Annotated in this window: 19 protein-coding genes and 3 tRNA genes; 16 read left to right on the top strand and 6 right to left on the bottom strand. The window is 40.9% G+C overall.

The features are described from left to right. Positions 1-410: 410 nt before the first annotated feature. From ORQ98_RS11990 to ORQ98_RS12050, 13 genes are all read left to right on the top strand, one after another. Positions 411-6,824, top strand: a complete 6,414-nt coding sequence (locus ORQ98_RS11990) for a hypothetical protein (protein ID WP_274689049.1) — start codon at positions 411-413, stop codon at positions 6,822-6,824. Between the two features lie 13 nt (positions 6,825-6,837). After that, on the top strand, positions 6,838-7,698 hold the full coding sequence (locus ORQ98_RS11995) for a hypothetical protein (protein ID WP_274689050.1): 861 nt from the start codon (positions 6,838-6,840) through the stop codon (positions 7,696-7,698). A 31-nt stretch (positions 7,699-7,729) separates the two neighbouring features. Next, a complete protein-coding gene (locus tag ORQ98_RS12000) occupies positions 7,730-8,218 on the top strand; it encodes a hypothetical protein (protein WP_274689051.1) in 489 nt (162 codons plus the stop codon). Positions 8,219-8,246: 28 nt separating this feature from the next. Then, positions 8,247-8,717 (top strand): DUF4234 domain-containing protein, encoded by a 471-nt coding sequence (locus tag ORQ98_RS12005; protein ID WP_274689052.1) that lies wholly within the window; start codon positions 8,247-8,249, stop codon positions 8,715-8,717. 72 nt (positions 8,718-8,789) lie between these two features. Then, on the top strand, positions 8,790-9,257 hold the full coding sequence (locus ORQ98_RS12010; RefSeq protein ID WP_274689053.1) for a hypothetical protein: 468 nt from the start codon (positions 8,790-8,792) through the stop codon (positions 9,255-9,257). A gap of 74 nt (positions 9,258-9,331) precedes the next feature. Continuing rightward, positions 9,332-10,756 carry an ATP-binding protein gene (locus ORQ98_RS12015; RefSeq protein ID WP_274689054.1) on the top strand — a complete coding sequence of 475 codons (1,425 nt, stop codon included), beginning with the start codon at positions 9,332-9,334 and terminating at the stop codon, positions 10,754-10,756. 179 nt (positions 10,757-10,935) lie between these two features. Next, positions 10,936-11,607, top strand: a complete 672-nt coding sequence (locus tag ORQ98_RS12020) for a response regulator (RefSeq protein ID WP_274689055.1) — start codon at positions 10,936-10,938, stop codon at positions 11,605-11,607. Positions 11,608-11,745: 138 nt separating this feature from the next. After that, on the top strand, positions 11,746-12,756 hold the full coding sequence (locus ORQ98_RS12025; RefSeq protein ID WP_274689056.1) for an acyltransferase: 1,011 nt from the start codon (positions 11,746-11,748) through the stop codon (positions 12,754-12,756). A gap of 278 nt (positions 12,757-13,034) precedes the next feature. Beyond that, positions 13,035-13,454 (top strand): Spy/CpxP family protein refolding chaperone, encoded by a 420-nt coding sequence (locus ORQ98_RS12030; RefSeq protein WP_274689057.1) that lies wholly within the window; start codon positions 13,035-13,037, stop codon positions 13,452-13,454. 146 nt (positions 13,455-13,600) lie between these two features. After that, positions 13,601-13,975, top strand: coding sequence for a COG4315 family predicted lipoprotein (locus tag ORQ98_RS12035; protein ID WP_274689058.1), 375 nt, complete (start codon positions 13,601-13,603; stop codon positions 13,973-13,975). 24 nt (positions 13,976-13,999) lie between these two features. After that, positions 14,000-14,512 carry an RNA polymerase sigma factor gene (locus tag ORQ98_RS12040; protein ID WP_274689059.1) on the top strand — a complete coding sequence of 171 codons (513 nt, stop codon included), beginning with the start codon at positions 14,000-14,002 and terminating at the stop codon, positions 14,510-14,512. Beyond that, complete coding sequence (locus ORQ98_RS12045; RefSeq protein WP_274689060.1) at positions 14,509-15,297, top strand: anti-sigma factor family protein; 789 nt, start codon at positions 14,509-14,511, stop codon at positions 15,295-15,297. Before ORQ98_RS12040 ends, ORQ98_RS12045 begins: the two co-directional genes overlap by 4 nt. A gap of 18 nt (positions 15,298-15,315) precedes the next feature. Continuing rightward, on the top strand, positions 15,316-15,711 hold the full coding sequence (locus tag ORQ98_RS12050) for a hypothetical protein (RefSeq protein ID WP_274689061.1): 396 nt from the start codon (positions 15,316-15,318) through the stop codon (positions 15,709-15,711). A 54-nt stretch (positions 15,712-15,765) separates the two neighbouring features. Here the strand turns inward: ORQ98_RS12050 and ORQ98_RS12055 are convergent, their stop codons facing one another. From ORQ98_RS12055 to ORQ98_RS12065, 3 genes are all read right to left on the bottom strand, one after another. Further along, positions 15,766-16,416 (bottom strand): YiaD family glycine zipper/OmpA-like lipoprotein, encoded by a 651-nt coding sequence (locus ORQ98_RS12055; protein ID WP_274689062.1) that lies wholly within the window; start codon positions 16,414-16,416, stop codon positions 15,766-15,768. A gap of 356 nt (positions 16,417-16,772) precedes the next feature. Beyond that, on the bottom strand, positions 16,773-17,948 hold the full coding sequence (locus ORQ98_RS12060; protein WP_274689063.1) for a response regulator: 1,176 nt from the start codon (positions 17,946-17,948) through the stop codon (positions 16,773-16,775). Between the two features lie 294 nt (positions 17,949-18,242). After that, a complete protein-coding gene (locus ORQ98_RS12065) occupies positions 18,243-19,886 on the bottom strand; it encodes a fatty acid--CoA ligase (protein WP_274689064.1) in 1,644 nt (547 codons plus the stop codon). 200 nt (positions 19,887-20,086) lie between these two features. Between ORQ98_RS12065 and ORQ98_RS12070 the strand changes: the two genes are divergently transcribed. Beyond that, entirely contained in the window at positions 20,087-21,268 is a 1,182-nt protein-coding gene (locus ORQ98_RS12070) for an acetyl-CoA C-acyltransferase (RefSeq protein WP_274689065.1), read from the top strand. 161 nt (positions 21,269-21,429) lie between these two features. After that, the gene (locus tag ORQ98_RS12075; protein ID WP_274689066.1) at positions 21,430-21,621 is read left to right on the top strand and encodes a DUF3094 family protein; all 192 of its coding nucleotides are present in this window, start codon (positions 21,430-21,432) and stop codon (positions 21,619-21,621) included. A gap of 88 nt (positions 21,622-21,709) precedes the next feature. Here ORQ98_RS12075 and ORQ98_RS12080 read toward each other — a convergent pair. From ORQ98_RS12080 to ORQ98_RS12090, 3 genes are all read right to left on the bottom strand, one after another. Further along, positions 21,710-21,785 (bottom strand) — tRNA-Lys (locus ORQ98_RS12080). Between the two features lie 8 nt (positions 21,786-21,793). Further along, positions 21,794-21,870: transfer RNA gene (locus ORQ98_RS12085), tRNA-Pro, on the bottom strand. A gap of 2 nt (positions 21,871-21,872) precedes the next feature. Beyond that, positions 21,873-21,948, bottom strand: a tRNA-Asn gene (locus ORQ98_RS12090). A 656-nt stretch (positions 21,949-22,604) separates the two neighbouring features. On the opposite strand from ORQ98_RS12090, the gene ORQ98_RS12095 reads away from it, so the two are divergent. After that, entirely contained in the window at positions 22,605-25,109 is a 2,505-nt protein-coding gene (locus ORQ98_RS12095; protein ID WP_274689067.1) for a DUF1631 domain-containing protein, read from the top strand. Positions 25,110-25,115 lie beyond the last annotated feature (6 nt).

Consider the following 25,115-nt stretch of genomic DNA (forward strand, 5'->3'; position numbering starts at 1 on the left):
CCAAACCTGCCAAAAAGTATTATCTAAACCGTAAAATAAGCACACATAAATTCTGTAGAATATATCACACCACGCATTTTGTATCCAAGTGGTAATAACGCCTCTGTTACAAAACTTAACAATTTCCCACTCTATACTCTCTTCTAACAATTCGCCCTGCCCTATCAAGCAAACTTAATCAAACAACGATAAAAATATAACCAAATTTAGGGTTACTTGTAGCTTAAATATCTGGCAAAATAACCGCCCACTATTTTTTGATTAAATTTTATTCATCAAGGTTTGTAGTGCAAACAGACTACTTATAATTTAAGTCAGTTGCTGTACAGATTATTCTCGCGGTTTTTCCACCACTCTTACAAAAGAGTGTCACAAGGCATGGTTAGCAGTTATACAGGCAGTAATAATAAATGTTGTTAAAGCGGTTATTCAGTTTAGCAGCGGCCATATTTGGCCTTTCACAACTCCCTGCTTATGGGTTAAATCCTAATGGTTTTGAACAAGGGATTCATTCTGGTTACGTATTTGCCAGGGCTATTGTTAAAGACAAGAGTGGTTATCCGCTTTGGGCTGAATATAACCAAGCAGGAGGGCATACCCGTATTCCTGTGAGTGGTGAACAAGCAGCACAATCTCAGGTAATTTCAGGAAATACTTATCGTAATTTTATCAAACAATATGATGACTTAAAAAAGCTGTATAATAATCAAGTTGAATTACTGCCTATTAATCAATACAACAGCTTTCGTAAGAATAACTCGCTTAACTCCACATTAAACCAGCCTATTAAAAACCTGCCTCTATTACCCGCTGATACAAAAGTAGTCGCAATCCCCGCTTTACAACACCGCGGGGTAACAGATGGAGAGCAACTGGTTATTAAATCATTCCCTGTTGATTTACTAAACTACCCAACTATCAATGATAATATTCAGTCTTTATTAATTGCGGAAAATGGCGAAATTTTATACCAAAGCCAAAATCGTATTGGTTATCTCACTGCATTTGGTACCAAAAAAGAAGGTGACCAAGTAGAAGATAGCTCAGAATATAAATCCAGTTCTATTAGCGGTAGACTACAAAGCTTCTTTGCACCTATACCTGGTGTATCAATTGAAAGTGTTACTGGTTACGTGAATGGTTATGGCGTAACCGATGAAAATGGGCGCTATACAACCTCTTATCGTGTATCACCCTGCCCTGGTTTTAGCTACTCACCCACTGTCCATTCTTATACCCGCCTTTATTACAGTAACTTTAACCCAAGAGGAAAACCTACAGTTCCTTATTATATCCAAAAACAGTCATACGACTTGTGTGATGGTAGATCAGCTTACATTAACAGCACTAGCATAGTAGGACTAATGTCTCATATAGATAGTCAAGCAGCGACTAGCCTAATACCAGACAATATCACACGTATAGATATACCCGTTGCAGTCCATTTAGTCAGCGGCCAGGTGATTTTTAATAATGTTGAAATCACCGAAGATAGAACCACTTATACAGCAGAAGCCAGCCCTGAAACCCTAATGCTGCAAGAAGGACTGGACTATGATGGTGATGGTACAAAGGACAGAATTGTTCGGGGTAAAATCAACCCAGATGATGGGCTTTTTATTGATAATGCAGAAGGTGATCTGCAAGGTGTCTATTTATCCAGCAATGATCGTGGAGATGGTAAGCCGAATTTTACCAAACTGATTGATAAACAATCTCATACTACCCCTCAAGGCTTATTAAAAACCATCAGTAAAGCCGATTTAGCCAATACTGATATTTATGTGTTTCGTGAGTCTACTGGCGAGCTAATTACTGAGCGGGTTGGGCTCAGTGATAATGAAGCCAAACTTCGTAAAGAAACCGGTATCAGTAAAAATAATAACTTTTACTATCAAATGATGGTACGCAGCCCAGAAGACTCTTTTAGTATTAAAAGGCGCTTGTACGATAACTGGAGCGATTGGCAAGCCAAAAACAAAATGAACCCTGCCCTGCTTGAACATAAAGCAGATCATTTACGCACAGGAGAGCCCGTTCGGGTAATCGCCATTAACCGGGCTACGGGTTATATCGGTACCGCATTAACCACCCTGGGCGGCACCCAAGCTGGTGGAAATATTACCTCTCCGGTACCTACTATTATTATGTCACCCCCCAATTTAAAAGTATGGGCCACCCGTCGTTACCAACCACAAGGGATTAAAGCCAATAGCGATGCAGAGCGTCATAATATCGGCAATGAAGGGGCAGCCTTAACCAGTGACTATATTATTGAAGTACATACCGAGTGGTTGGATGAAAATGACCGACCATTACCTGCCGAGTTAGAAGGTCGTGGTTATACAGCACGTTTAGCCAAAATTGTGCAAGACCCCAGCAACAGTGATGATCCATTAGCCGCCAGTCAGATTCATGAAATTGCGATAGACCCTGGTCGTCGTTTGCAGTTGGTGAAATTTACTGAGGGAAATGCCGGTAACTTTCATTACTATTTTCAGGTTAATGGTAGCCCAATCGATCGGGAAAATGACTTTTCTAGTAACCCTGATCATGATGGTGTTTTAAAGTACCGTCCAAAAACTTATGTACCTTTACAAGTACAGCTGTATGACGAGAAGCATACACTTGCCCGAAAGGCAGAACTACAACGCCTAGATAAAGAAAACGAGTTTGAGCCGATTTATCATTGGGTCTATCGTCCTGAGTTACAGTTTTCTGTTTACGATTTAGAAATAGACGCCATCCGCCGTAAAACCGGAGATAACAAAACCGTTAATATCTACGGTGAAAAAATTCCGGTTATTAGTGGTAGTGACAATGCTTTAGAAGTGGCCTTCGATTTAATCAGCCCAGCCTTTAACCAACTGGAAACCATCGACGGCAAACGAGAATTTGTCCTCGCTATGGGCGAGCAAGAATATGGCTTTGAAGTAAAACGGGAAGGCAGCGAACAAACCATCGTTTTTAACAATATCGAACACCTTTCAGAAATCGAACCGGAAGACTACCTAACCCTACGACTGTTTCTGAATAATGATGCCAGCAATATTTTGTGGGAGTATGCGTTTGAGTATCTTGCCATCGATAGCCGAGTAGCAGGCCATGATTTAGAAACCAATGATACCTATTATGTGACTGCTGATGACCCTGTTGTTCCATTGATTGCCAACTTAGTGGGTTATGCTGGCCGTGATGAAAAAGATAAAAAGCCTCTGACTATTTTTTGGGAAGACACTGCTAATATCGGGAAATTTTCTCCTAAAGCCCAAACAGATAGTGAGTTAGGTATTTTTGCAACAGACTTTACCATGCCCCGAACGGCAGGGGCCAAAACTGTGGTTAAAGCCTCGTTGGTGAGAAGAGATGAACTTAGTAATGAATTTAAAACAGTAGAAGTATTACCTGGGAAACCCCATTCAGTTAAATTATCCACCACTGGTCGGCCAGGACCAATGGGCAGCAGTAATTGGGAGGTTACCGCTGAAGTAACCGATGCCCATGGCAATTACGTGATGGATGGTACTTCCGTTAGTTTTGATTTAACTGGTTTTGCCAAACTGGTCAGTGCTGAAACAGGCACTACTCATGGTAAAGCCAAAGCTGTCATTACGGGCACTGAAAAATGGGATGACAACATTCAGCTTAAAGTAATTTCGGGTAAAGGCATTGCTAAAGCCACCGCCAGTTCTGAACCGTTAACCCTGAACATTGTGGTTGATGACAAGTGGCGGCCTGGTACAACCTACCCGGTTGAAGTCACTGTGACCTCTGCCAGTGGTAAGCCAGTCAAAAATGCTGATGTCAGTTTATCCTCTGCTCATTTAATTATTAATAATGGGTTGGGTAAAACCAATACCCAAGGCCAGTTTACTGGTCAAGTAACAACCTATCCTATTGCAGGCAAAATCAAGCTAACGGCTCGGGTAGGTTATGGTGGTGTCACCCGTAAAACCATTGATGTTGATTATGGTACTACCCCAAGCTTAACCATGGCTGATATTGAGCCATTAATTGGCGATCAAACTGCTTCTGGTACCATTCAATATCAACGCTATGACAATGCCTTAATTGACCTCAACTACAGTATTTCCAAAATTTTGACATTACAGGGACAAGCGGGTGAGTCAAAGACACTCACATTAGGTGATGTATTTGATCCGAACCTGCTGCCAACTGCTGCTTTTTATATGAATGCAGATGGTTGGCATAATGCGGATGAGCGTGGACAGTTTATAGATGATACAGGACGCTTCCGCTTTATTCGTGAAAATATCACGCTAGCAGCAGACAACAAGTTTGGCAAAGGCCATAGCTATCGCTTCGAAAATGAATCCCTTGTTCGCATACCTGACGCTGATGCAATTAAACAAACCAATAACACAGGTTTTCGTGTAGAGATTAAACCCCAGCAAGCCGGCACCCTTGTTAACTTAGCACAAGGCCAATCATTACAGATTACCAATACTGGCACTTTGATTTATCGAGTACAAACTGACCAAGGACACCAATGGGTAGAAAGCCAACCAGTGTCGTTCAATCAATGGCACACTGTCTCAGCCCGTTTTTATCAAGGCAAGCTTGAATTATACGTCGATAGTGCTGATCAGGTTTATACCACTAATGCCGCAGGCCAAATTGCTTACCGGGGCCAACAAATTAAGATTGGTGAAAATTACCAAGGTTTAATGCGCAGCTTGCGGTTTTATGACTGGCAAGGCCAGCCTTTGGTTACGACAGTTGAAGGTGATACCCAAACAGCAGTTACTATAGATAGCAATGGTAAACAAACCGTTAATGTCGTTTCAGCCGGAAGGCTCCACAGCAATAATAGTACATTACGTTTAGTACGTGTTGCTGTCACTTCAGGTGATAATCATCATTACCTAAGCTTGATTGATACAGAATCATTTAAAAAGCTTGCCACTCATATTGCTGATGTGGGGTTAATCGGGCCTCCCATTCAATATGCCGCCATCACTGATATTGCACCTGATCCATACCCAACCAATATACTCAATTACGTAGTTCCACAAGCTCATGCCGGTTTATTTGGTGATATTTTAGGCTTCTTCTTCCCAGTGGAGGAGTTTGAGGTTGTTATTGAGCAAATAGGCTATTTAATTGAAGGCAATATGGAGGAGTTTGATGCCGTTGCCTTAGCCATGAATGCAGCTATTGTTATCGTGGATATTGTACCGCTAGCCAAACCTCTTTCACCCTTTATGAAGGTGATTAAACCGTTTATTGCCAAGCCAGCCAACCGCAAGTTTATTAAGTTATTTGCTGGGGTAATTGGTGATGTAACAGATAAAGTGGTCAAAACCCGAAGTTTTAAAGTGGTTGAGCCTCTACTGCCCTTCTTATTTATTGTTGCAGAAGTACTATCAGACGAAGAAGCACGACAGATGATACCCATCATGGTCAATGCCATCTCCAGTACCGAAGACTTTTGGAGCTGGGTAAACTACCTGGCCCTCCCCACCAACGGCTGGGAAGGTGATGGGCTACCCCCCTTAGTTAACCTGGTGGCAGAGAATAATCAACCAGAGTTGCCTTTATCATTCTTGGTGGATCAGGCTTATGCATCAAAAAGTACAAAAAGAAAAAGAGCCGAAGGAAAACGTCTGGGACAAATGATCAATGAAGCATTTAAAGGTATTCAAAAATCTGCACCCAAAAATGCTGGAGAAGTATTAACTAAAACACTTCATGAGGTTAGAGAAGCAGCCCTTGATAATGTAGATCTAAGACAGTTAGTTCATAAAGAACTGACTGTAAAAGCTGGTGCTGCTATAACATCAAATAAAGGTCGCCGATATGCATTCAACCTATTTAGAGGAAGAAGCAATAGAGGAAAAGTAAGCTCACGAATACCAATGTTAGTTATGATGGGGGTTGTCGCTTATTTAGAAGACAAAATGAATGGAATTTGTAAAACCAATAAGTGTAAATCTATAACAATCCCGAAAGTAAAAGATAAAATCCGAAGTTTATATTACTCTGCATTCTTTTCACCACTAAACTCAGGCTTTTATAAAAATGACAATATTGGTGACCAATTCCATTTGGCCATGATTGCTGTTATGCACTTAAAACATGAAGCAGGTTTAGGTGGTGAAATTTTGGCCATTGAACCATATAAGAAAATTAGTCTATGGGGAAATCAAAAGGGTGAAATTGTCAACCTAACCCCTAAAAAACAATATGGGCGTTACCCAGATATTGTTGTTGCTAATACAGAGCACGAAAAGCCTATTTGGATAGAAGTAAAATCTATACAAGGAAGAAAAAAACCTTCAAACAAAAAAAGTTGGAAAGGTACAGAAATAGGTAAAGAATTTACTAACAAATGGAAACCATGGGACTTAGATAGTAGAAGCCAAAACACTAAGGCAACCACCAAAAAGGCAGAAAGTAAATATTCATACCATAAACAATACTACTTAGACAAAGTTGCATCGACATTTAACAAATTAATACCCAAAAATAAAACAGCTGAAGAAATGCAGCTATCAAGTGGTGTTGAGTGGTATCTACAAGGTTTTAAATTAACCACTATTGCAGGCCCAACTCCAGACCAATTAAAAATTGTCAGAAACAGTATGGCAAAACTACCTAAAAAGGGACAAGGTACAGGCAAAGGGTCGATATCACTCGGTTATCGAAACTCAAATGAGTTTAATTATCCCGATAGCAAGAAAAGAGCAAATAAGGAAATAAACATCATTACGGTTAAGCGTTGGTTTTTGTTAAATGCTAAAAACACTATATTTAATGGCATTAGCGACTTAGTTATTGATGAGCTGGTAAGAAATCGTTAAGGAGTATACAATTATGACAACAATCGATATAAATGATCCAAGCTGGATAAAAAAACGCAAAGCTGAGTGGAAGCATGTAAAATATTCATTAAAAAATCACATGCTATTTATTGAAAGAGAAGAACACAAATATTTAAAACAATATTTTTTAACTGGCAAAGATGAAGAATTAAATATAAATGGTGATTATCAAAAGCTAGTAGAAGACTTTGATGCCGATTTTTATTGGCTGCATCTTCTAGTTAGTATGTGGTTGCATCCCGATACCAGTAAAAAACGCTGGGTTAGTCATTGGGAAGCTATGACTGATAACTACCCTATACCTCATTCAATAAACACCTACGAGGACAACAGAAGACTATTTTTTGATAGTGCAAACCAGGGCGGCGTATATACAGAGTATGGCGCCTTTGGTGGCCTAGAAGAAAGAATGGTCAAGTTTTTTGTATTAAGTGATCACTATACAGATGAAAAAATCTTAATAGAAAAAAGAGATGTTAAAATTATTCCATGGAAAGACGCCAATACTACTTTTATATATATATTTGGTGGTTGCGGAGAATATTTTACAAAAAAAACTAAACAGGGTATAAAATCAAACCCATACGATCCTTATCAATACCTAATTCCTCTTATGGTTGATTGCTTCAAATATTTAAATAAAAAAGAGTTTGAAGATGAATACTCAATTAACAGTTTAAAGATTGATATGCATAGTTTACTTTATGGGTTAAAACTACAAGACGAATTTTATTCACAGCATATTGAATATGGTAAAAAAATTTACGATATTTTAGAGTCAGGCATAGCACCCAACTTTTTACTTGATATATGGAAAAAAGTTAAGACTGAAAAGCCAATATTTGATAAGTAAATTTATTAGTTAGTGTTAAGAGGAAGTCATTATGCCATTTTTCACCTTATGGGCCAAAAGTAGTTTTGCTACAAAAAAACAACTTGACCGAGCTTACTGGTTTCTACATGAAGATACCAGGCCAGATTTCGATGATGAAGTGGAAGAGAGTGAACAAGACGCTTTTGAATTTATAGAATCTATAGAAGACCCTGATTATTTAGAAAAGGTGGGAAAACAAGAGTTAATCTGGGAGCTAACTGTTAATAAACGCGAGTGGATGCCAGAAGAAATTATTGAAGGCATTTCCCTACTGGGAGCAACTCACTCAGATATCTTTTATCAAGATGAATACGACGTTCGTGTATATCAACATACCCCACCCAAACCAGTAAAAACACTATATGAAGTATTAAATTATGATCAAGAAGATGAAATTCGAGATGAGCTATTAGAGAATAAGCTGATGAAACTTGATTATGGTTATGATGGGTTAATGTATATAATAAAAAAGATAGAGTCTGGCTATTTCAATAAATAAATCATCATTACGGAGTAAACAAAAAACTATGTCAAACCCATACGCAGTACCCGATGTCAACTTAAAAGTTGCTCAAGAACCAATACAGGAAATATCCACTTTACCAAGAATCAGTGCCTGGTTGGTTTTTTTATTTACTTTTATCACGGGTGGTATCTACGGCATGTACTGGTTATACCACCGTAGCCGATTGATTAATCAGTTTTCACCAAAGGTGATTTCTCCGGTTTTAATCAACCTAACCATGTTTACTTACATCGCGTCTTTCGCTGCTTCATTTGCGGCGGAAGACATAGTCATGATAATGATTAATTTAATTATCACCTTAATTTTCATTATTATTTATATTGTTTTGCTTTTTGCGGTTAAAGATAGGCTAAACCTAGTCACCTGCTCTAACAAAGGTGACAAATACTTTGTGAGCAGTATTTTTACTCTCTTGTTTTTTAATATTTATCTGCAATATAAAATCAATCAGATTATTGATGGTGAGAGTTAGTAGTTCACTCCATAAAAAGCAGGTTTTCCTAAAAATTTAACACAAACAACCCTAAGGAGTAAAAAAGTAGTTATGTCTAGTCCATATGCAGCACCTGATGCAAGTTTAAATAGTAATAAAGCCATTGAAAACATTAGTGCATTCCCTCGTTTTAGTGCTTGGGGTGTATTCTTTTTTATGATGTTTTTTGGCTTTATCTACTACCCAGTTTGGTTCCACAAGAGAACAAAAGTACTCAACTCTATTACCCAAAGACCTATTTCTGGTGTATTAACAGGAATAGCCTTAGTTGGGTACGTTGCAATGATACTGTCATTGTTTTTCATTTCTAGTTTGGCTTCACTTGCCCTACTTGGCTTTATTTCTTTAACCATGACAGTTGTCTATATCATTTGGCTTTATGCATTTAGAAACCGGCTTAATGAACTGACTGGTTCAAAAAGAGGTGATAAGTATTTTGCTGGAGGCATTAAAACTTTCTTTTTCACCAACATTTACCTGCAGTATAAAATCAATCAGATTATTGATAGTGCAAGGTAGTTTTAGTCGGCTTTGCCTTCTTCCTTACTTAGCTTTATATTGCTGAACTCACTGTTCATGGTTAGTATAAAACCATGAACGACAAATCAAGCCTGCCTCCACCCCCTAGAATATTTCTCAGCATTCGCTGGAAGCTGTGCATTTTGGTTGTTATCGCTACTAGCCTGGTAGCTTTAACCATGTATAGCTTTATGCAGTGGAGCTTTGATCGTGGTTTTCTTCGCTACATTAACCAACGTGACAGTGCTCAACTTGAAAAACTGGCGCCTGCTGTCACTCGTTATTATGAGCAATACCAAAACTGGCAAGGGCTTGTGATTCACCCTCCCCGCTGGGGCGAGTTAGTCATTTCTGCCTTATCTCCTCGGTTAGCTAACCGCCTTACTCAACATCCACCACCTTTCAGGAGATATGTACGCCGTTTTTTGCTGTTTGATCAAGATAAACAATTACTGGTAGGCAGGGTGCCTAACACAGTAACACCACTGTTGCATTCTATTGAATATCAGCAACAAGTGGTTGGCTATGTTGGGCTAATCCCCCGTAAAGAGCTGACTGAGTTTAACGACATTGCCTTTGCTGAAAAGCATCAAAAGCTGATGATTATTATTACGGCAATTGTTGTAATTATCATGGCCCTGCTGGCCATTCCTTTAGCCAGTTCCATCGTTAAACCGATTCAACGGTTACGTATAGCCATGGATCAATTGGCAAATCGCCAGGCCCATTCACCATTATCGACAAATCAACGCGATGAGCTGGGCTTACTCGCCAATGATTTTAATATCCTGAGCCAGTTATTAAGCCAACAGGAACAGCTGCGTAAACAATGGCTCGCTGATATTGCTCATGAATTACGCACCCCTATTAGTGTATTACAAGCGGAAATGGAAGCCATTGAAGATGGCATTCGCCCTCTTAACCAAGACAGTATTCAATCGTTAAAAATGGACCTTGGCCGACTCACCCATTTAGTGAATGATTTACATCATTTAGCCCTTGAAGATATCGGTGCCGTTAGCTACCAGCTTTCTCAGCAGGCTATTATGCCTATCCTGCACAATATGCTTGAGCGACACAACCAACTCATCAGCACCCACAATCTAGCACTTACCATTAAGTCTGACATTAGTGAAAACACAACAATCGCTGTTGACTCCAACCGAATACAGCAGTTGTTCACTAATCTGTTAGTCAATTCCATCCATTATACAGACAGTACACCAGACAATCCTGGTCGTATTCAGGTTAGCCTTCAGCAACAAAATGGTGCTATCACTATCACTTGGGAAGACTCGGCACCCAGTGTACCAGACTCCGCCCTTCCCTTATTATTTGAGCGGCTGTATCGCGTGGATAGCGCCAGGCAGCGAGACAAAGGCGGGTCTGGCTTGGGGTTAGCGATTGTTAAAGCGATTGTTGATGGGCATCATGGCACAATCAAGGCAGAGCACTCTGCTCTTGGGGGTTTAAAATTAATGATTGCTTTACCGCTTTAGGAAAGTATCGCAAAAATTAATGGATATGGTGTAACAGGCTATTTTGTAGCGGCAACATGGATGTTGCTTTAGCTCTTGATGAGCCAGGGATGGCTCTTCAAGAGCGGCGAAGAATAGCCTGTTATTCCATATCAGGCACTAAGTTTATTTTCAACGCCCTTTAAGAAACTAAGTAAATTATGAAGCCAATTCTGATTGTCGAAGACGAAGTCAAACTAGCTCAGTTGCTGGCCGATTATCTTCAGCATGCAGGTTTTAACCCCTCAATGCTTCATGAAGGTACTGAGGTCGTTGCCTGGGTGAAAGCTAATCAACCAGAGCTAATTTTGCTGGATTTAATGGTACCTGGAATGGATGGCTTAGAAATATGCAAAGCAATAAGAAGCTTTTCCAATGTTCCCATTATTATGGTAACAGCCCGGGTTGATGAAATAGACCGCTTATTAGGCCTTGAGCTAGGTGCCGACGATTATATTTGCAAACCTTATAGCCCTAGAGAAGTGGTCGCTCGGGTGAAAGCCGTGTTACGTCGTATTCACCCCCAGCCAAATACTGAAACCACTGCCAGTCCTTTGCAGCTAGACGCAGAGCAGCTATCAGCCACCTATTTTAATGAACCTGTTCCACTGACTGCCATTGAGTTTAAATTATTGCAGATACTGGTAGATAAACCAGGCAGAATCTTCAATCGTCAACAGTTGATGGAGCGAATTTACGAAGATCACCGAATAGTCAGTGACCGAACCATTGACAGCCATATCAAAAAAATTCGCAAAAAACTTGCCCTTATTCATGATGAGCAAGAAATTATTCATTCGGTATATGGAGCGGGTTACACCTTTCGTGAATAATTTTGTTAATTATTTCCTGTATATGAATTTATTTATATATTTAAACAAGTTCGGTTTAAAGTTTTAAAATCTTCAATAAGATTTAAGCAATTATCAATGGCAAAGTGAACTCCTTAAATTGTGTTTTAAGGGGCTCTTATGCAGCAAGATAAAGAGATTGCTTTTGATCTTATGCGATGCATTGCATCAATTGGTGTTGTTGCTATTCATGTTATCAGCCCATACCGTCAGTTACTCAATGAAGTTCCGCTTAATGATTGGTTAATCGCCGTTAGTGTTGATAGTTTTTTTCGTTGGGCTGTTCCTATTTTTATAATGATTTCAGGCGCATTATTACTGCATGATAGTCGCCCCTTTAACCTTACTTATTATACCAAACGTAGATTACTTAAAGTATTTATTCCTTTTTTAGCCTGGTCATTATTTTATCTTTGCTTTTCTGGGCTTACTTACACAGGCTTTAACCCTGATATAATAATAACCAAATTACAAACTATTTATAAAAAAGCTAGCTATTATCATCTGGGCTTCTTTTATTACTTTATCCCGCTTTATTTCGTTATCCCGCTACTTAAGTCATTGGTAAAAAGCGATCAGCCTATTTTTCTATACCTATTATTGTTAGCCTGGTTAACAGCATCAGGCTGTCATTTATTTTATTTTGATGGAGCATTTACTCATAAATTAGTGCTTTACTCAGGCTATTTAGTTTTCGGTTACTTATTATGGCAGCACCCCATACAAGGGGTTAACTGGTTACTAGTGCTAGCTGGGTTAGCCGCTACTATTACCACCATAGCAATGGTGGTTAGTCTTAGTTTAGAAAATAATGACTTTACTGTTGGCCGCTGGTTGTCTTATAAAACCCTTAATCGGGTGCTCATTGCAGGCATGGTATTTGTGGTTCTTTTATACTGCAGCCGTTTTATCAAAGGCTATTGTAAAAAAGTCGTCAGCTTTGTCAGTCAATACAGCCTCGGTTTATATTTTATTCACCCTATTTTTCTTTGGCCATTAAAAGAGTATGAGCTTTACTTTGCTAACCCTTTATTGACGATATTCTGTTGGGTCAGTCTGGCTGGGGGCTTAGCGCTACTGGCGAGTTGGTTGTTGGGGAGGAGTCAGTACACCAAGTGGCTAGCACCTTAGGAGGCTGTCGCAAAACTACTGCGCTTGCAAATACAGCGTTAAAAATCGGCTCAAAGTACTCATTTATTAAGTATAAACTCCGCCTTTTCGCCGATTTTTGCCTTGTCTTTGCTTCGCTCATCACCTTTTGCAACACCCTCTTAGGGAGATAAATAACCCTTCGCTTTGGCTATACTCTTAGCGAATGGCAAGTTCCTTATTTCGTTCACATTTCTTCCTCATTTGTTACGTACCTTTAAATCATCAACAAACAACAGCAACGAACGAGGTACCACACAATGAACAAACTAGGTTATGGCTTAGCAGCAATGGCACTGACGCTTCCTTTAGCTTTCAACAACTTAGCCTGGAGTGAACCCCATCCTGGAAAGCATAAAGGACCTAAGATTGCCAAGGAACTATCCCTTACTGCTGAGCAAAAAGAAGCATTTAAATCCATCATGAGCAACCAGCGTAAACAACGTTGTGCAATTCATGAAAAGTATCGGCCACAAATTCAAGCTGAAATGGAGCAAATACATCAAAGCACTGTTAGTCAGCTGTCCAGTGTTTTATCAGCAGAACAAATTGATAAATTCCAGCAACTTCATGAAAAGCGTAAAGAGCGTCGTCAGCAGCATAAAAAACGTTTTAATTGCGAACAAGGCCCTGGTTTCAAAGGTAGACACTCTGCGCGTGGAGAAAATACAGGGCTATAGGATAGATATTTAAAATAACCGACAAACTTTTTTATTATTGCTCGGGAATAACTCCACTAATCAAGTTGTTAATGAGTATGACTGTTAGCGAAAAGCAACAAACTACTTTTCGCTAATAGTTTTATTTATTTAATAGGAGTAACTCGATGCATAAACTACGTCTTACCGCTGCCGCACTATTTATTGCGACCACTGCTGCTTGTGCTAATGCAGGCCACGGGCCAGCTCAAAAACAAAATGGCATTTTGGTAGGGGATAATGGCATGACGCTTTATACCTTTGATAAAGATGTCGCCAATTCAGGGAAAAGCGTTTGTAATGGCAAATGTGCGGTCAATTGGCCCCCTTTATATGCAGACAAAGCGGCTAAGCCTAGCGGGGACTTTTCCATTGTTACCCGAGATGATGGCAGCAAACAGTGGGCGATTAAGGGCAAGCCCCTATACTTTTGGATTAAAGACCAAAAACCAGGTGATACCACTGGCGATGGCTTTAAAAATGTATGGCATGTTGTTCAATAATCATTGCTGTTCTTGAGGTGATGTATGGATAGCTTTGAGGCTCATTTACCCCGCTTGCGCCGTTATGCGATTGCTCTAACAGGCGACCAACACGCAGCAGATGACCTAGTGCAAGACACGTTGGAAAGAGGCTGGAGAAAGCTATCATTATTTCGACGTGGTAGTCGGCTGGATAGATGGTTAATGACAATTATGCACAATGTGTTTGTTAACCAATATCGTCGCCGCATACCACAGCCCGACCCTTACCATGAACTCAATGAAGAGCCCAGCAGCCGAGCTACCCAAGCTGATGCTTTGGAGCTACGTGATATCCGAGTCGCTATTGCTCAACTGCCAATTGAACAGCGCGAAGTGCTGCTGCTGGTCACCCTTGAAGAATATTCCTACGTTGACACAGCAAAAATTCTCGGTATTCCCCAAGGGACAGTGATGTCAAGACTCTCCCGAGCCCGTGCCAAACTGGCCACCATACTTGCTAACAATAATAATCCAAGCAATGATAGCCACCCGCATTCGCTGAGGATTGTGAAATGAACAAGCCAAGTGAAAATGAACTACATGCCTATGTGGACAACCAACTGGATCCAGCCCGTCACAACGAGCTTGAGCAATGGCTAGCAGAACACCCTGAAGAAGCGAATCAAATAAATAATTGGAAAAAGCAGCAACAACTCATCCAGCAAGATTTTACTGCTGAGTTATCAGCCCCTATACCCAATCATTTAAAACTAGCTGCTCGCCGCCCTGCTGCTCAGAGATCAGCCTGGTTTCGGGTTGCTGCCGCTGTTGCCTGGATGACTTTCGGTGGAATAGTTGGTTTTAACCTTCAAGGTAAGTACACTCAAGAACAAAACATTCCTCCTATTGCTGCCACCCCTCCACCATCGTTTTTACCCATTGCTCAACAGGCGACTTTAGCGCATGTGGTTTACACCCCTGAAGTGCGCCACCCCGTTGAAGTAAGAGCAGATCAAGAAGCTCATCTTGTTAAGTGGCTTTCAAAACGATTGGGTATTCAGCTGCGTATCCCTCAACTAACAAGCCGTGGTTACCGTTTAGTCGGTGGACGTCTATTACCAGGTGACAAAGGCCCTGTTGCGCATTTTATGTACGAAAATAATGCTGGCAATCGCCTTACTCTTTATGTTCGCCATGATGCAACAGAAAATCGTGAAACCGCCTTTCACTACACCCAAACTAATAAGGTAGGTGTATTCTATTGGGTAGACCGCGAATTAGGTTATGCATTAACAGGTGAATTACCGCGCGATCAATTACTGGGGTTGGCAGAATTGACCTACGACCAACTCAGCTCATAACTGATTGATGGCATATCAATGAAAAAACTAATGATTTATTTCTCGGCAGGTTGTTTGGGTGCTCTTGCCAATAGCTTAACGGTTTGGTCATTTGGCTATTTCGGTATTACCAGAGCAATGGATGTTGCTATTGCCCCTTTTTTAAGCCCTGATTGGCTTTACCCACGTATTGTATGGGGTGGTATCTGGGGACTATTGTTTTTATTGCCTTTTATGAAATCTAAACTATTGCTTAAAGGCAGCCTGTTGAGTTTAGGTCCAACGGCTGTTCAACTGTTTGTGGTATTCCCCTATAAGGCCCATAAAGGTATGGCTGGACTTGAGCTTGGGTTACTGACACCAGTATTTGTTGTATTTTTTAATTGGGTTTGGGGATTTGTAGCAGCGCTAGCAATCAAACTCACCAGAAGGTAAAGCTTACCTTCTGGTGAGTATACCCTAACGTTGCATAAATTAGGGTAGAAAGGATTAATACTGAGCAGGCGGCTTCAGGTTAATTTCTACCCGGCGGTTCTGCTGGCGACCACCCGTCGAACTATTATCAGCAATCGGGTTGTCAGGACCGGCACCATAATAACTGACCCGGTTTGGTGTCACACCTTGGTTGATCAAGTAACTAGCAACACTTTGCGCCCGTTTCTGCGACAGTTGCTGGTTATATTGATAACCACCAGTACTATCAGTGTGGCCAACAACCTCAACACCATTCTTATCAAATTCTTTCAACACAGTTGATACTGAGTTGAGTACTCGATAGAACCCAGCCTGAATGTCGTATGAATTAGTATTAAAGGTGATGTTACCTGGCATAATTAAGCGTAAGTGATTGCCTTGACGCTGTACCCGTACACCTGTACCACGAAGTTGCGCTCTTAGCTTATCTTCTTGCCGGTCAACATAGTAGCCATACCCAGCACCTGCCGCAGCACCTGCAGCTGCACCTTTAAGGGCACCTTTTTTACCATCAGCCAAACCACCCACTACAGCACCGGCTAGTGCACCAATCCCACCGTATTTTGAGGTTTTATTAAACTCTTCCTCCCCGGTATAAGGGTTGGTCGTTTGGCAGCCCGCCAGCACTGTTACAGCCAAAGTTGTTGCAGCAATTTTCTTTATCATATAAGCATCCTATACAAAAAGTGGATTACTTTCATAAAGCAATAGTGACCTACTGGCCACTTTTTTAGTTCAGCCGATTGTAACCTCATTGTTTGACGACAAAAAGTAAACGATCAAAGTTTGTGAAATCGGCATAAAAAAGATATATATCCAATACGAGTGGTTTTTTAGGGGTGGCCAGCGCATAACGAAGCCCCATGGGCCTATATAAAGGGTGAACTGCGCTCATACCCTATGCGAAGCTTAAAAATCACTTGTGAATGAGCATACCTCAAAACACAATTCCAGTACCTATCTACCGAGTGTCTTGCACTTTTGATAAATCTCTCACCACTTTATTGAACAATAACTAAAGATTAGACTGGCTTTCTGGTCAGTAACTCAGAGATCAATCTCACACGATCAGTGGCTTTATTAGAGAGAACGATATCTGCCATCCGACATATCATCTGCTCAAAGTCTTCATCTAAACAGCTACCCCGCTCAAGCAATGCATTAAACTGATGGGTATTATGGTTAATAATTTCTTCACAATAACTCAAGTCATTGTCATCAATAGGTAAACGAGCAATAGCCTGCACAAGTTGTTGAGTGGTCTTTTCCGTCATAGTCGCTACTTGTTGTATTACTTCTTGACAGCTATCCCCTGTCTTTTGCACATAACGATGAACCCTCAGAACTAACATTTTCATTATTTCTCGCTGTTCTTTAAGCAGGTTTCTCTCTTCTAACACAGATAGTTGGCGATCAATGACTTGAAGGATTTTTTCAATCAGCGTAAATACTAAATCTTTATCTTGCTTAATTTGCTCAGGAATGACTTTAACCAACAATGAAACATCACCATAATTAAATATCATTTTTTTACCAAACTGGTAGCGCTCTCCCATTCCTTTTAACTGATCAAGCAACTGCGACTCCAGCGCCTTTGCCATACCATGAGCTTCCATATTTTTTACTGAATTATGACAGCGTAATTGCAAGCTGCACTCTAAATTAAAGGCCCTCATGGTTTTAAATAGTTGCTGACTCAACTCATCAATATTCTCAGTCTGCAGTGCCTCTAAGTTAAAATCGATAACGGTATTTAACAAAAATTTTTGCTTATCTTCAGCAAACTCAGGTATTTTTAACTGCAATCTTTTCTTCAACTGCCGGCTGGCAATCGAGTGGAATATCTCTTTCGTTATACGAGCACTCAACTCCTGGTCTGACACAGTACTTGCTATTAAGTCATGGCACCCCATTTCCAGCGCTTTCACTTTAAAGTCTAGCTCCTGGCAGTCCGCCACCAATACCACTGAAATATTATTGCCCTGATCAAACTCATAGAGTTGTTGGCACAAGGTTAGTAGTTGCTCATCACTCCCTATCACCCGTAACACAATGACATCAACAGCCGGATTTTCAGCAGCAGTAAAGCAGTCATCGGCAACCTTTAAAGGGATTACTTCAAAGTATTGAGTAAGCCGTTGGGTTAAAGGACCATTGAATGACTCATCATAAATTGCGATGGTATGTTGCGACGACATACCCCCCTCCTTGGGAAAACAAAAGCCGATTTTAATCCCATTAAGTGTAGCTGATGGGCAATGACTCGTATTGGGTATATACCCTTCACGAATGATTTCTAGGTTTTGTTATCTTCATTCCTCGCCCCAATCACCTATTATTTATAGGCTCATGGAGCCTCGTCACTTGATGGCCGCACCTAAAAACCATTCGTATTGGGTATACTACTCTTAAAGACCATAAATTTTTCAAGATAATAAATCCCTTTATAAGAGTAGTAAAGAGCACCTCTAATAGTTGTTTATGGCCTCTGATTATTGGATATCTGCTCGAATTTTCTTTTTATCTATTTTCCCGACACTGGTTTTAGGAATTGCCTCGACAAATTCTATACGATCAGGAATCGCCCACTTATTAATTTCACCTGTATCAACATATGTTTGTAAATGTTGTTTAATGGTTTCCGCCGTTGCCGTTTGATCTTTTTCTAACACCAACATAGCAAAAGGCCGCTCTCCCCAACGATCATCAGGTATGCCCACAACAGCAGCCTCTGCTATTGCCGAGTGTTGTGAAAGCAGGTTTTCTAAATCAAGGGATGAAATCCACTCACCACCGGTTTTAATAATGTCTTTCATGCGATCGCAAATTTGCACAAACCCTAACTCGTCAATAGTGGCCATATCGCCTGTATGTAACCACCCTCCCTGCCATAAGTCTTCACTCTTTTCTGGCTCTTTAAAATAGCCTTGAGTTAACCAGGGCGTACGGCACACTATTTCGCCTACTGACTTACCATCATGAGGTAATAACTTGCCATTTTCATCCATTACTTCTAAATCAACCAGCGCTGAAGGAATGCCCGTTTTAATCCGATAATTCAATTGCTCATCAGGATTTAGCGCCTGTAGTTCATCATTTAAATAAGCAACAGCTAATAGAGGGCAGGTTTCGGACATACCATAAGCCCCATTCAGATGAATCCCCACCTCTCTTGCTGCAACAGCCAGCCCTTTGGGTAATGCGGAACCGCCAATTAAGACTTTCCAGTTATCAAACTTAATATTATTGGCCTTGGCTGCCTGAACAATCATAAACATAATGGTCGGCACACAATGGGAGAAAGAAACTTTTTCTGTCATATACAACTTGAGCAGCATTTCTGGCTCATATCGGCCAGGATAAACCTGCTTTGCACCTAACATGGTCGCTGCGTAAGGCACCCCCCAACCATGCACATGAAACATCGGGGTAATAGGCATGTACACATCAGAAGACTTCATTAAATCATGTCCAGACAAGGTGCCCAGTGCCTGGGCAATGACTAATGAATGCAACACTAACTGGCGGTGAGTGAAATATACTCCTTTAGGGTTACCGGTAGTGCCTGTTGTATAAAAAGTTGTTGCTACGCTATTTTCATCAAAATCCGGGAAATCATAGTGCGAATCGGCCTCAGCCAATAACTGTTCATATTCGCCAATAAAAGGTAATTTGTCAGGCACTGCTGCATTTTTATTATCAGACAGCAGCACATAGTTAGTGACCGTTTTTAGCTGGTCATGAATACCTTCAATAATCGGTAAAAACTCATCATTGACTAGTACCAATGTGTCGTCTGCATGATTCATGGTATACAACACCTGATCAGGCGACAGCCGTATATTAACCGTATGGATAATGGCCCCAATCATCGGAATTGCAAACATACACTCAAGATAACGGTGGCTATCCCACTCCATCACCCCCACTGCATCACCGGGCTTTACCCCTGCTTTTACCAGTAAATTAGCTAGCCGACAGATGCGTTCTTTTAATGTGGAATAGTTGTAGCGCATTTGATCACGGTAAACAATCTCTCGATTGGGCTCATAACGGCCACCAGAGAGTAACAGTCGTTTCAGCAGTAAGGGGTAATTATAAGCAGATTGAGTAGGGTCAATTATCTTGGTTTTCATTACCGGAAATTCCTTTTTGTTTTAATATTTCTATTTAATATTTCTGTAAAAATTTTATCTACCTTTTTGTTACATTTGCTCAAAATCTAGTATACGTTAACTGACTTACAGTACTGAAATATTTTGGGCTAGCCAAAACCGGTGGAGCACGATAAAGTCATATCAAAAAATAACGCTATTATCACCAATTAGGATAGATCATGAGTCAGGATTCGATTGTTATCGTCAATGGTGCTCGTACCCCAATGGGTGGCTTTCAAGGTGCACTAAGCTCTGTTACTGCACCACAATTAGGTGCTGCTGCAATAAAAGAAGCTCTCAACCGCTCCCACCTGAAACCAGAAGAAATTGAAGAAGTGATTATGGGCTGTGTGTTGCCTGCAGGGCTAAAACAAGGCCCTGCCCGCCAGGCATCATTATTAGCTGGGCTCCCACCTGCGACTGGCTGTACAACAATTAATAAGCTATGTGGATCTGGCATGAAAGCCGTTATGCTGGCCCATGACCTTATAAAAGCAGGTACGAATAAAATTATGGTAGCTGGCGGTATGGAGAGTATGTCCAATGCCCCTTACTTACTGGATAAAGCTCGCAGCGGTTATCGAATGGGCCATGCCGAAGTTAAAGACCATATGTTTCTAGATGGTTTGGAAGATGCTGAAACCGGTCGTTTGATGGGGTCTTTTGCTCAGGAGACCGCCGATAAACATAGCCTATCCAGAGAAGATATGGATAACTTTGCAATTACCTCCTTAAAACGAGCTCAGCAAGCGATTGAGTCAGGCAAGTTGGACGCAGAAATTACGCCAGTTACTGTAAAAACTCGTAAAGGGGAGACTATTGTTAAAATTGACGAACAACCTGGCAATGCTCAACTAGACAAAATCCCTCACTTACGCGCTGCATTTAGTAAAGACGGTACGATTACTGCTGCCAACTCCAGCTCAATTTCAGATGGTGCATCTGCTTTGGTCCTGATGCCAGAAACTGAGGCCGAAGCAAGAGGTATTCAAGCCATGGCAAGAATTGTTGGCCATGCGACCCAATCACAACACCCTTCATTATTTACTACTGCTCCAGTAGGTGCGATGACCAACTTATTTAATAAAGTGGGATGGCATGCTGACCAAGTGGATTTATTTGAAATTAATGAAGCCTTTGCCATGGTGACGATGCTCGCCATGCAAGAACACGGTTTACCCCATGAAAAAGTGAATGTACATGGTGGCGCCTGTGCCCAGGGGCATCCGATTGGCTCTACCGGCTCACGAATCATTATTAGCTTAATGTATGCGTTAAAGCATTATGGCAAACAACGAGGAGTTGCTTCGCTATGTATTGGTGGTGGAGAGGCAACCGCTGTAGCAATTGAGATGTTGTAACTATTACCTCCCCCTTTGAAGAAGGGGGATTGAGGGGGATTTTATGAAAGTCTACTCAAAGCCCTTCAAAATAAATACACCCTCTCCCAGAGGGAGAGGGTGCTAAGAATACCTTTTCAACAGCCTCTTAGGGAAAAGGCTAAAAATATAGAAGTGGTGAAATGACCAACAACAAACTTTCCAAAGAAGACATGAAACGGGTGGAGCAGTTTCTTAACACCCCTGTTAATCAAGTAGAACGACAGCCATTTAAACCCATGAAGCTACTTTTAATTATTACTTTAGTGGTAGTTGGCTTTGGCCTGCTCAGTAGACTCATTGCCTGGCTTTATGTAAACAGCATAACCAGCTAACGAAAAGCTATTTATATAGTTACAAGAAGCAATAAGGGGATTTAAAAAACTGAAAAGATTTAACTATAAGAAGAAGTAGATTTGGAAATGGTGGGTCGTGCTGGACTCGAACCAGCGACCAATTGGTTAAAAGCCAACTGCTCTACCAACTGAGCTAACGACCCTTAGAAAATGGTCGGGGTAGAGAGATTCGAACTCCCGACATCCTGCTCCCAAAGCAGGCGCGCTACCAGACTGCGCTATACCCCGAGTGGCTCCCCGAACTGGACTCGAACCAGTGACCCAATGATTAACAGTCATTTGCTCTACCAACTGAGCTATCGGGGATCTTCAACAGCGGACGGATAACTTACTAGTTTAATCATCCTCTGTAAAGTGACCAGCTTCATTTAACCAGATTTTTACGTAAAATCCTACAGATTAAAAGCCCACCTGCTTTAGAAGCTTGTTTTAGAAGCAGTTTTGGCTGCCCCCTCAACGTTGGTGGCGCGCATAATACCTTAGTGAGAAAAACTGTCAAGGGTTAGCGTAAAAATTCTTAATTTTTTTCTGCGGCAGTTGAAGCTTACCTAAAGGCATACTGGCTTTTTAACTAAGCTAAGCGCTAGTTTATAAGTGGTTTTACTGGTTTGCCAATGCAATAACTAGGCAACTACTATACTACTAGTAGTAGTTAGTAGTGCTACCGCTTATATAGTCAGTGATATTGATTACGCGTGTAACCGTAGCCCAGCGTTCTCTTAAAATTTATCTTCCGGCTACTTTTGCTTAGAATCTTAGGGACGTGCACGAAATAACTTGCTAGCTTTTTATTCCAAGGTGCCCGTTTGGCAAGGCGCAAAAAAGAAGGCATAGTGGGCCTACGTCGAGTTTTTGCAACACAGCCAAGCGGGATGGATTGGAGCCAAAACTGTAAGTTATTTCGTGCACGTTCCTTAGATTAGTCTCAACGATTTGCATGGATTCACTTCACAAGGATCCCTATGAGCAAGCAGGATAACTCCAAAGTAGTTAACTTACATAGCAAGCACCCTCAATTTAGAGATGGCAATAGTCAGCATGCCGAACTATTACAAGCATGTCGCAAGTCTATGATGAACTTTACTGCCAAAGCACTGGCAGAAATGTTTGACCATGTTGATGATGCGCTATTTGATGCAGCAGACAAAGCTGAAAGCAATAAGATCCAGTCGCTATTTTTTGATGGGATGAGAGAGTTGCGTATTCAGCGGCCACAGGTTGAGCGGGATTTCCACCAAAAACTATCCGCACGTTTTCAACACTTCATTGATTCCTTTACGCCAAAACCCACAGATACTGAAGATGGCCAACAAATAACATTTGATGAGCTATCAGTGCTTCATGATGAAGCTTATGAAGAATCAATGATCTTACTTAATATTGCCACCCGTGCAGCAGGCCAGTGTGCAGAAGTTTTATATGGCATGAATCAACGGTTATCTATTTTAGTCGGCGGCCAAAAAGTCACCGACGAAACTAACCCTATTGCCCCTAAACAGCTTATTGAGGTATTAAGCGAAGCACTACAACCTATCCAAGTTGATAGGCGAATAAAAGAAGCACTTTATCAGTTATTTGACATTTATGTTATTGCCAAACTACCTGCAACCTATCAGGCCATTAATAATCACTTTATTGAGGCCAATATATTACCGAACTTAAAATATACTGGAACCACTAGCGAGCATAAGTCCAAGTCAAAACCACAACAATCCAATGCTCAACAGCCGAATGAAAGCGACATGACGGCTTTAAGTGAAGCAGCCAAAATTGCAGCTACTATTGCTGCCAATAGCACCACAAAAGAACAAGTAGTAGATGAGCCTCTGAATGACGAGCAGGGCCAGCCTAATGAGCACTCTATAGCTGCAAAGAAAGCTGTTGATGCCTTAACCACTAATAACCCTTATGCGGCTCATGCTCCAGAACAGTGGGATGAAGTGAGTCAACAACTATTTGATTCCATTAATGGATTAATAGACTTACAACGTAAATATAATTTAGTAGACGCTGAAAACGAGCCTTGTAACTTTAAAAGCATATTGAGCTTTTCTGACTTGGCTGATAAACCCAATGCTGAAACCTTTAGTCAAAAAGAATTACTTTCTGCACTAGGTACCTTACAAAAAAGCAGCTTGCAGGAAGATCAGCTCAATTTTGATAAGCCTCAGCCGGTTGATCAGATTCAACAACACTTTGTTAATGAGCTAAGCCAAAACAAGCAAAGCCATACGATAGCTCAGGCAGATGCCGATATTATCGATCTGGTCGGTATGCTGTTTGACTTTATCCTGGATGATGAAAACTTACCTGATGTATGTAAAACAGCATTAAGCCATTTACATACACCTTATCTAAAAATTGCACTGCTTGATAAAGAGCTCTTTGTAAAACACCAACACCCTGCCCGTCGGCTGTTAAACTCAATGGCCCAAGCCGCTGTTTTATGGCCGCCCACCAAAAACGACGAGCGTGGTGTTTTAGCAAAGATTCAACACATTGTACGACGGGTTGTGAAAGACTTTAGCGGTGATATCAGTTTATTTGATGAACTCGTAGCGGAGTTTAAAACGTTCATTGAAACAGTCAAAAAACAAAACGATATCATTGAAAAGCGGGCCGTTGAAGCAGCTAAAGGAAGGGATAAACTAGTAGCCGCTCGTAACCGAGCTAATCTGGTGATTAGTAAAAAGTTATCAACCAGTAATAAGATACCTCCGGCAGTTATCGAGTTTATCAAAACCCAATGGCATGATGTTTTGGTGTTTATTCTATTACGCCATGGCACTGACAGCCCTGCCTGGCGTAAAGCCTTGCAAATTGTCGATGAAATTTTTTGGAGTGTCTTGCCCAAGTATACCGGGGAAGAAAAACAGCTATTGAAAGAGCGCCAGCCTCATTTAATGCATGATATTAAGCAAACCTTGTTAGCTTTAGGCAGTTACCAGGCCAACGATATTACTGCAGCAATTAAACCAATCGTGCTCTGCCAACGAGCAGCAATAAAGGCTCAGCCTCCCACAGATATGAAGCCTGAAGCTGTCACTACCACCAACCCAGCACAAACAAAGCAGCAAATAACAACACCTGCTGAAACAGAGCCAACAGGTATGGAAGTAGAACACGACACTGAAAGCCTACCAAATGGCTTAGAGGGAATTGATGAAAGCCTGGTTAAACAATTAAAGGCGCTGGAATTTGGTACTTGGTTTAAGTTTAACGCAAAGCAAAAACCTACCCATATGAAGTTGTCTTGGTTTAGCCCTACTACCTGGAATTATATGTTTGTCGATAAATCAGGTAATCGAGTTATTGTTAAGTCAATTGAAGTATTAGCAAGAGAGCTTACCAGTGGAGATGCCGAAATTAGTTATATAGAAAAAATTCCACTGATGGATCGTGCACTGGATACTATCCACAGTGTATTGAGACGTTTAAGCAAGAAGCAAACGGCTACTATTTCTTAGCCCGAT

This window comes from Spartinivicinus poritis, assembly GCF_028858535.1.
Lineage (GTDB): Bacteria > Pseudomonadota > Gammaproteobacteria > Pseudomonadales > Zooshikellaceae > Spartinivicinus > Spartinivicinus poritis.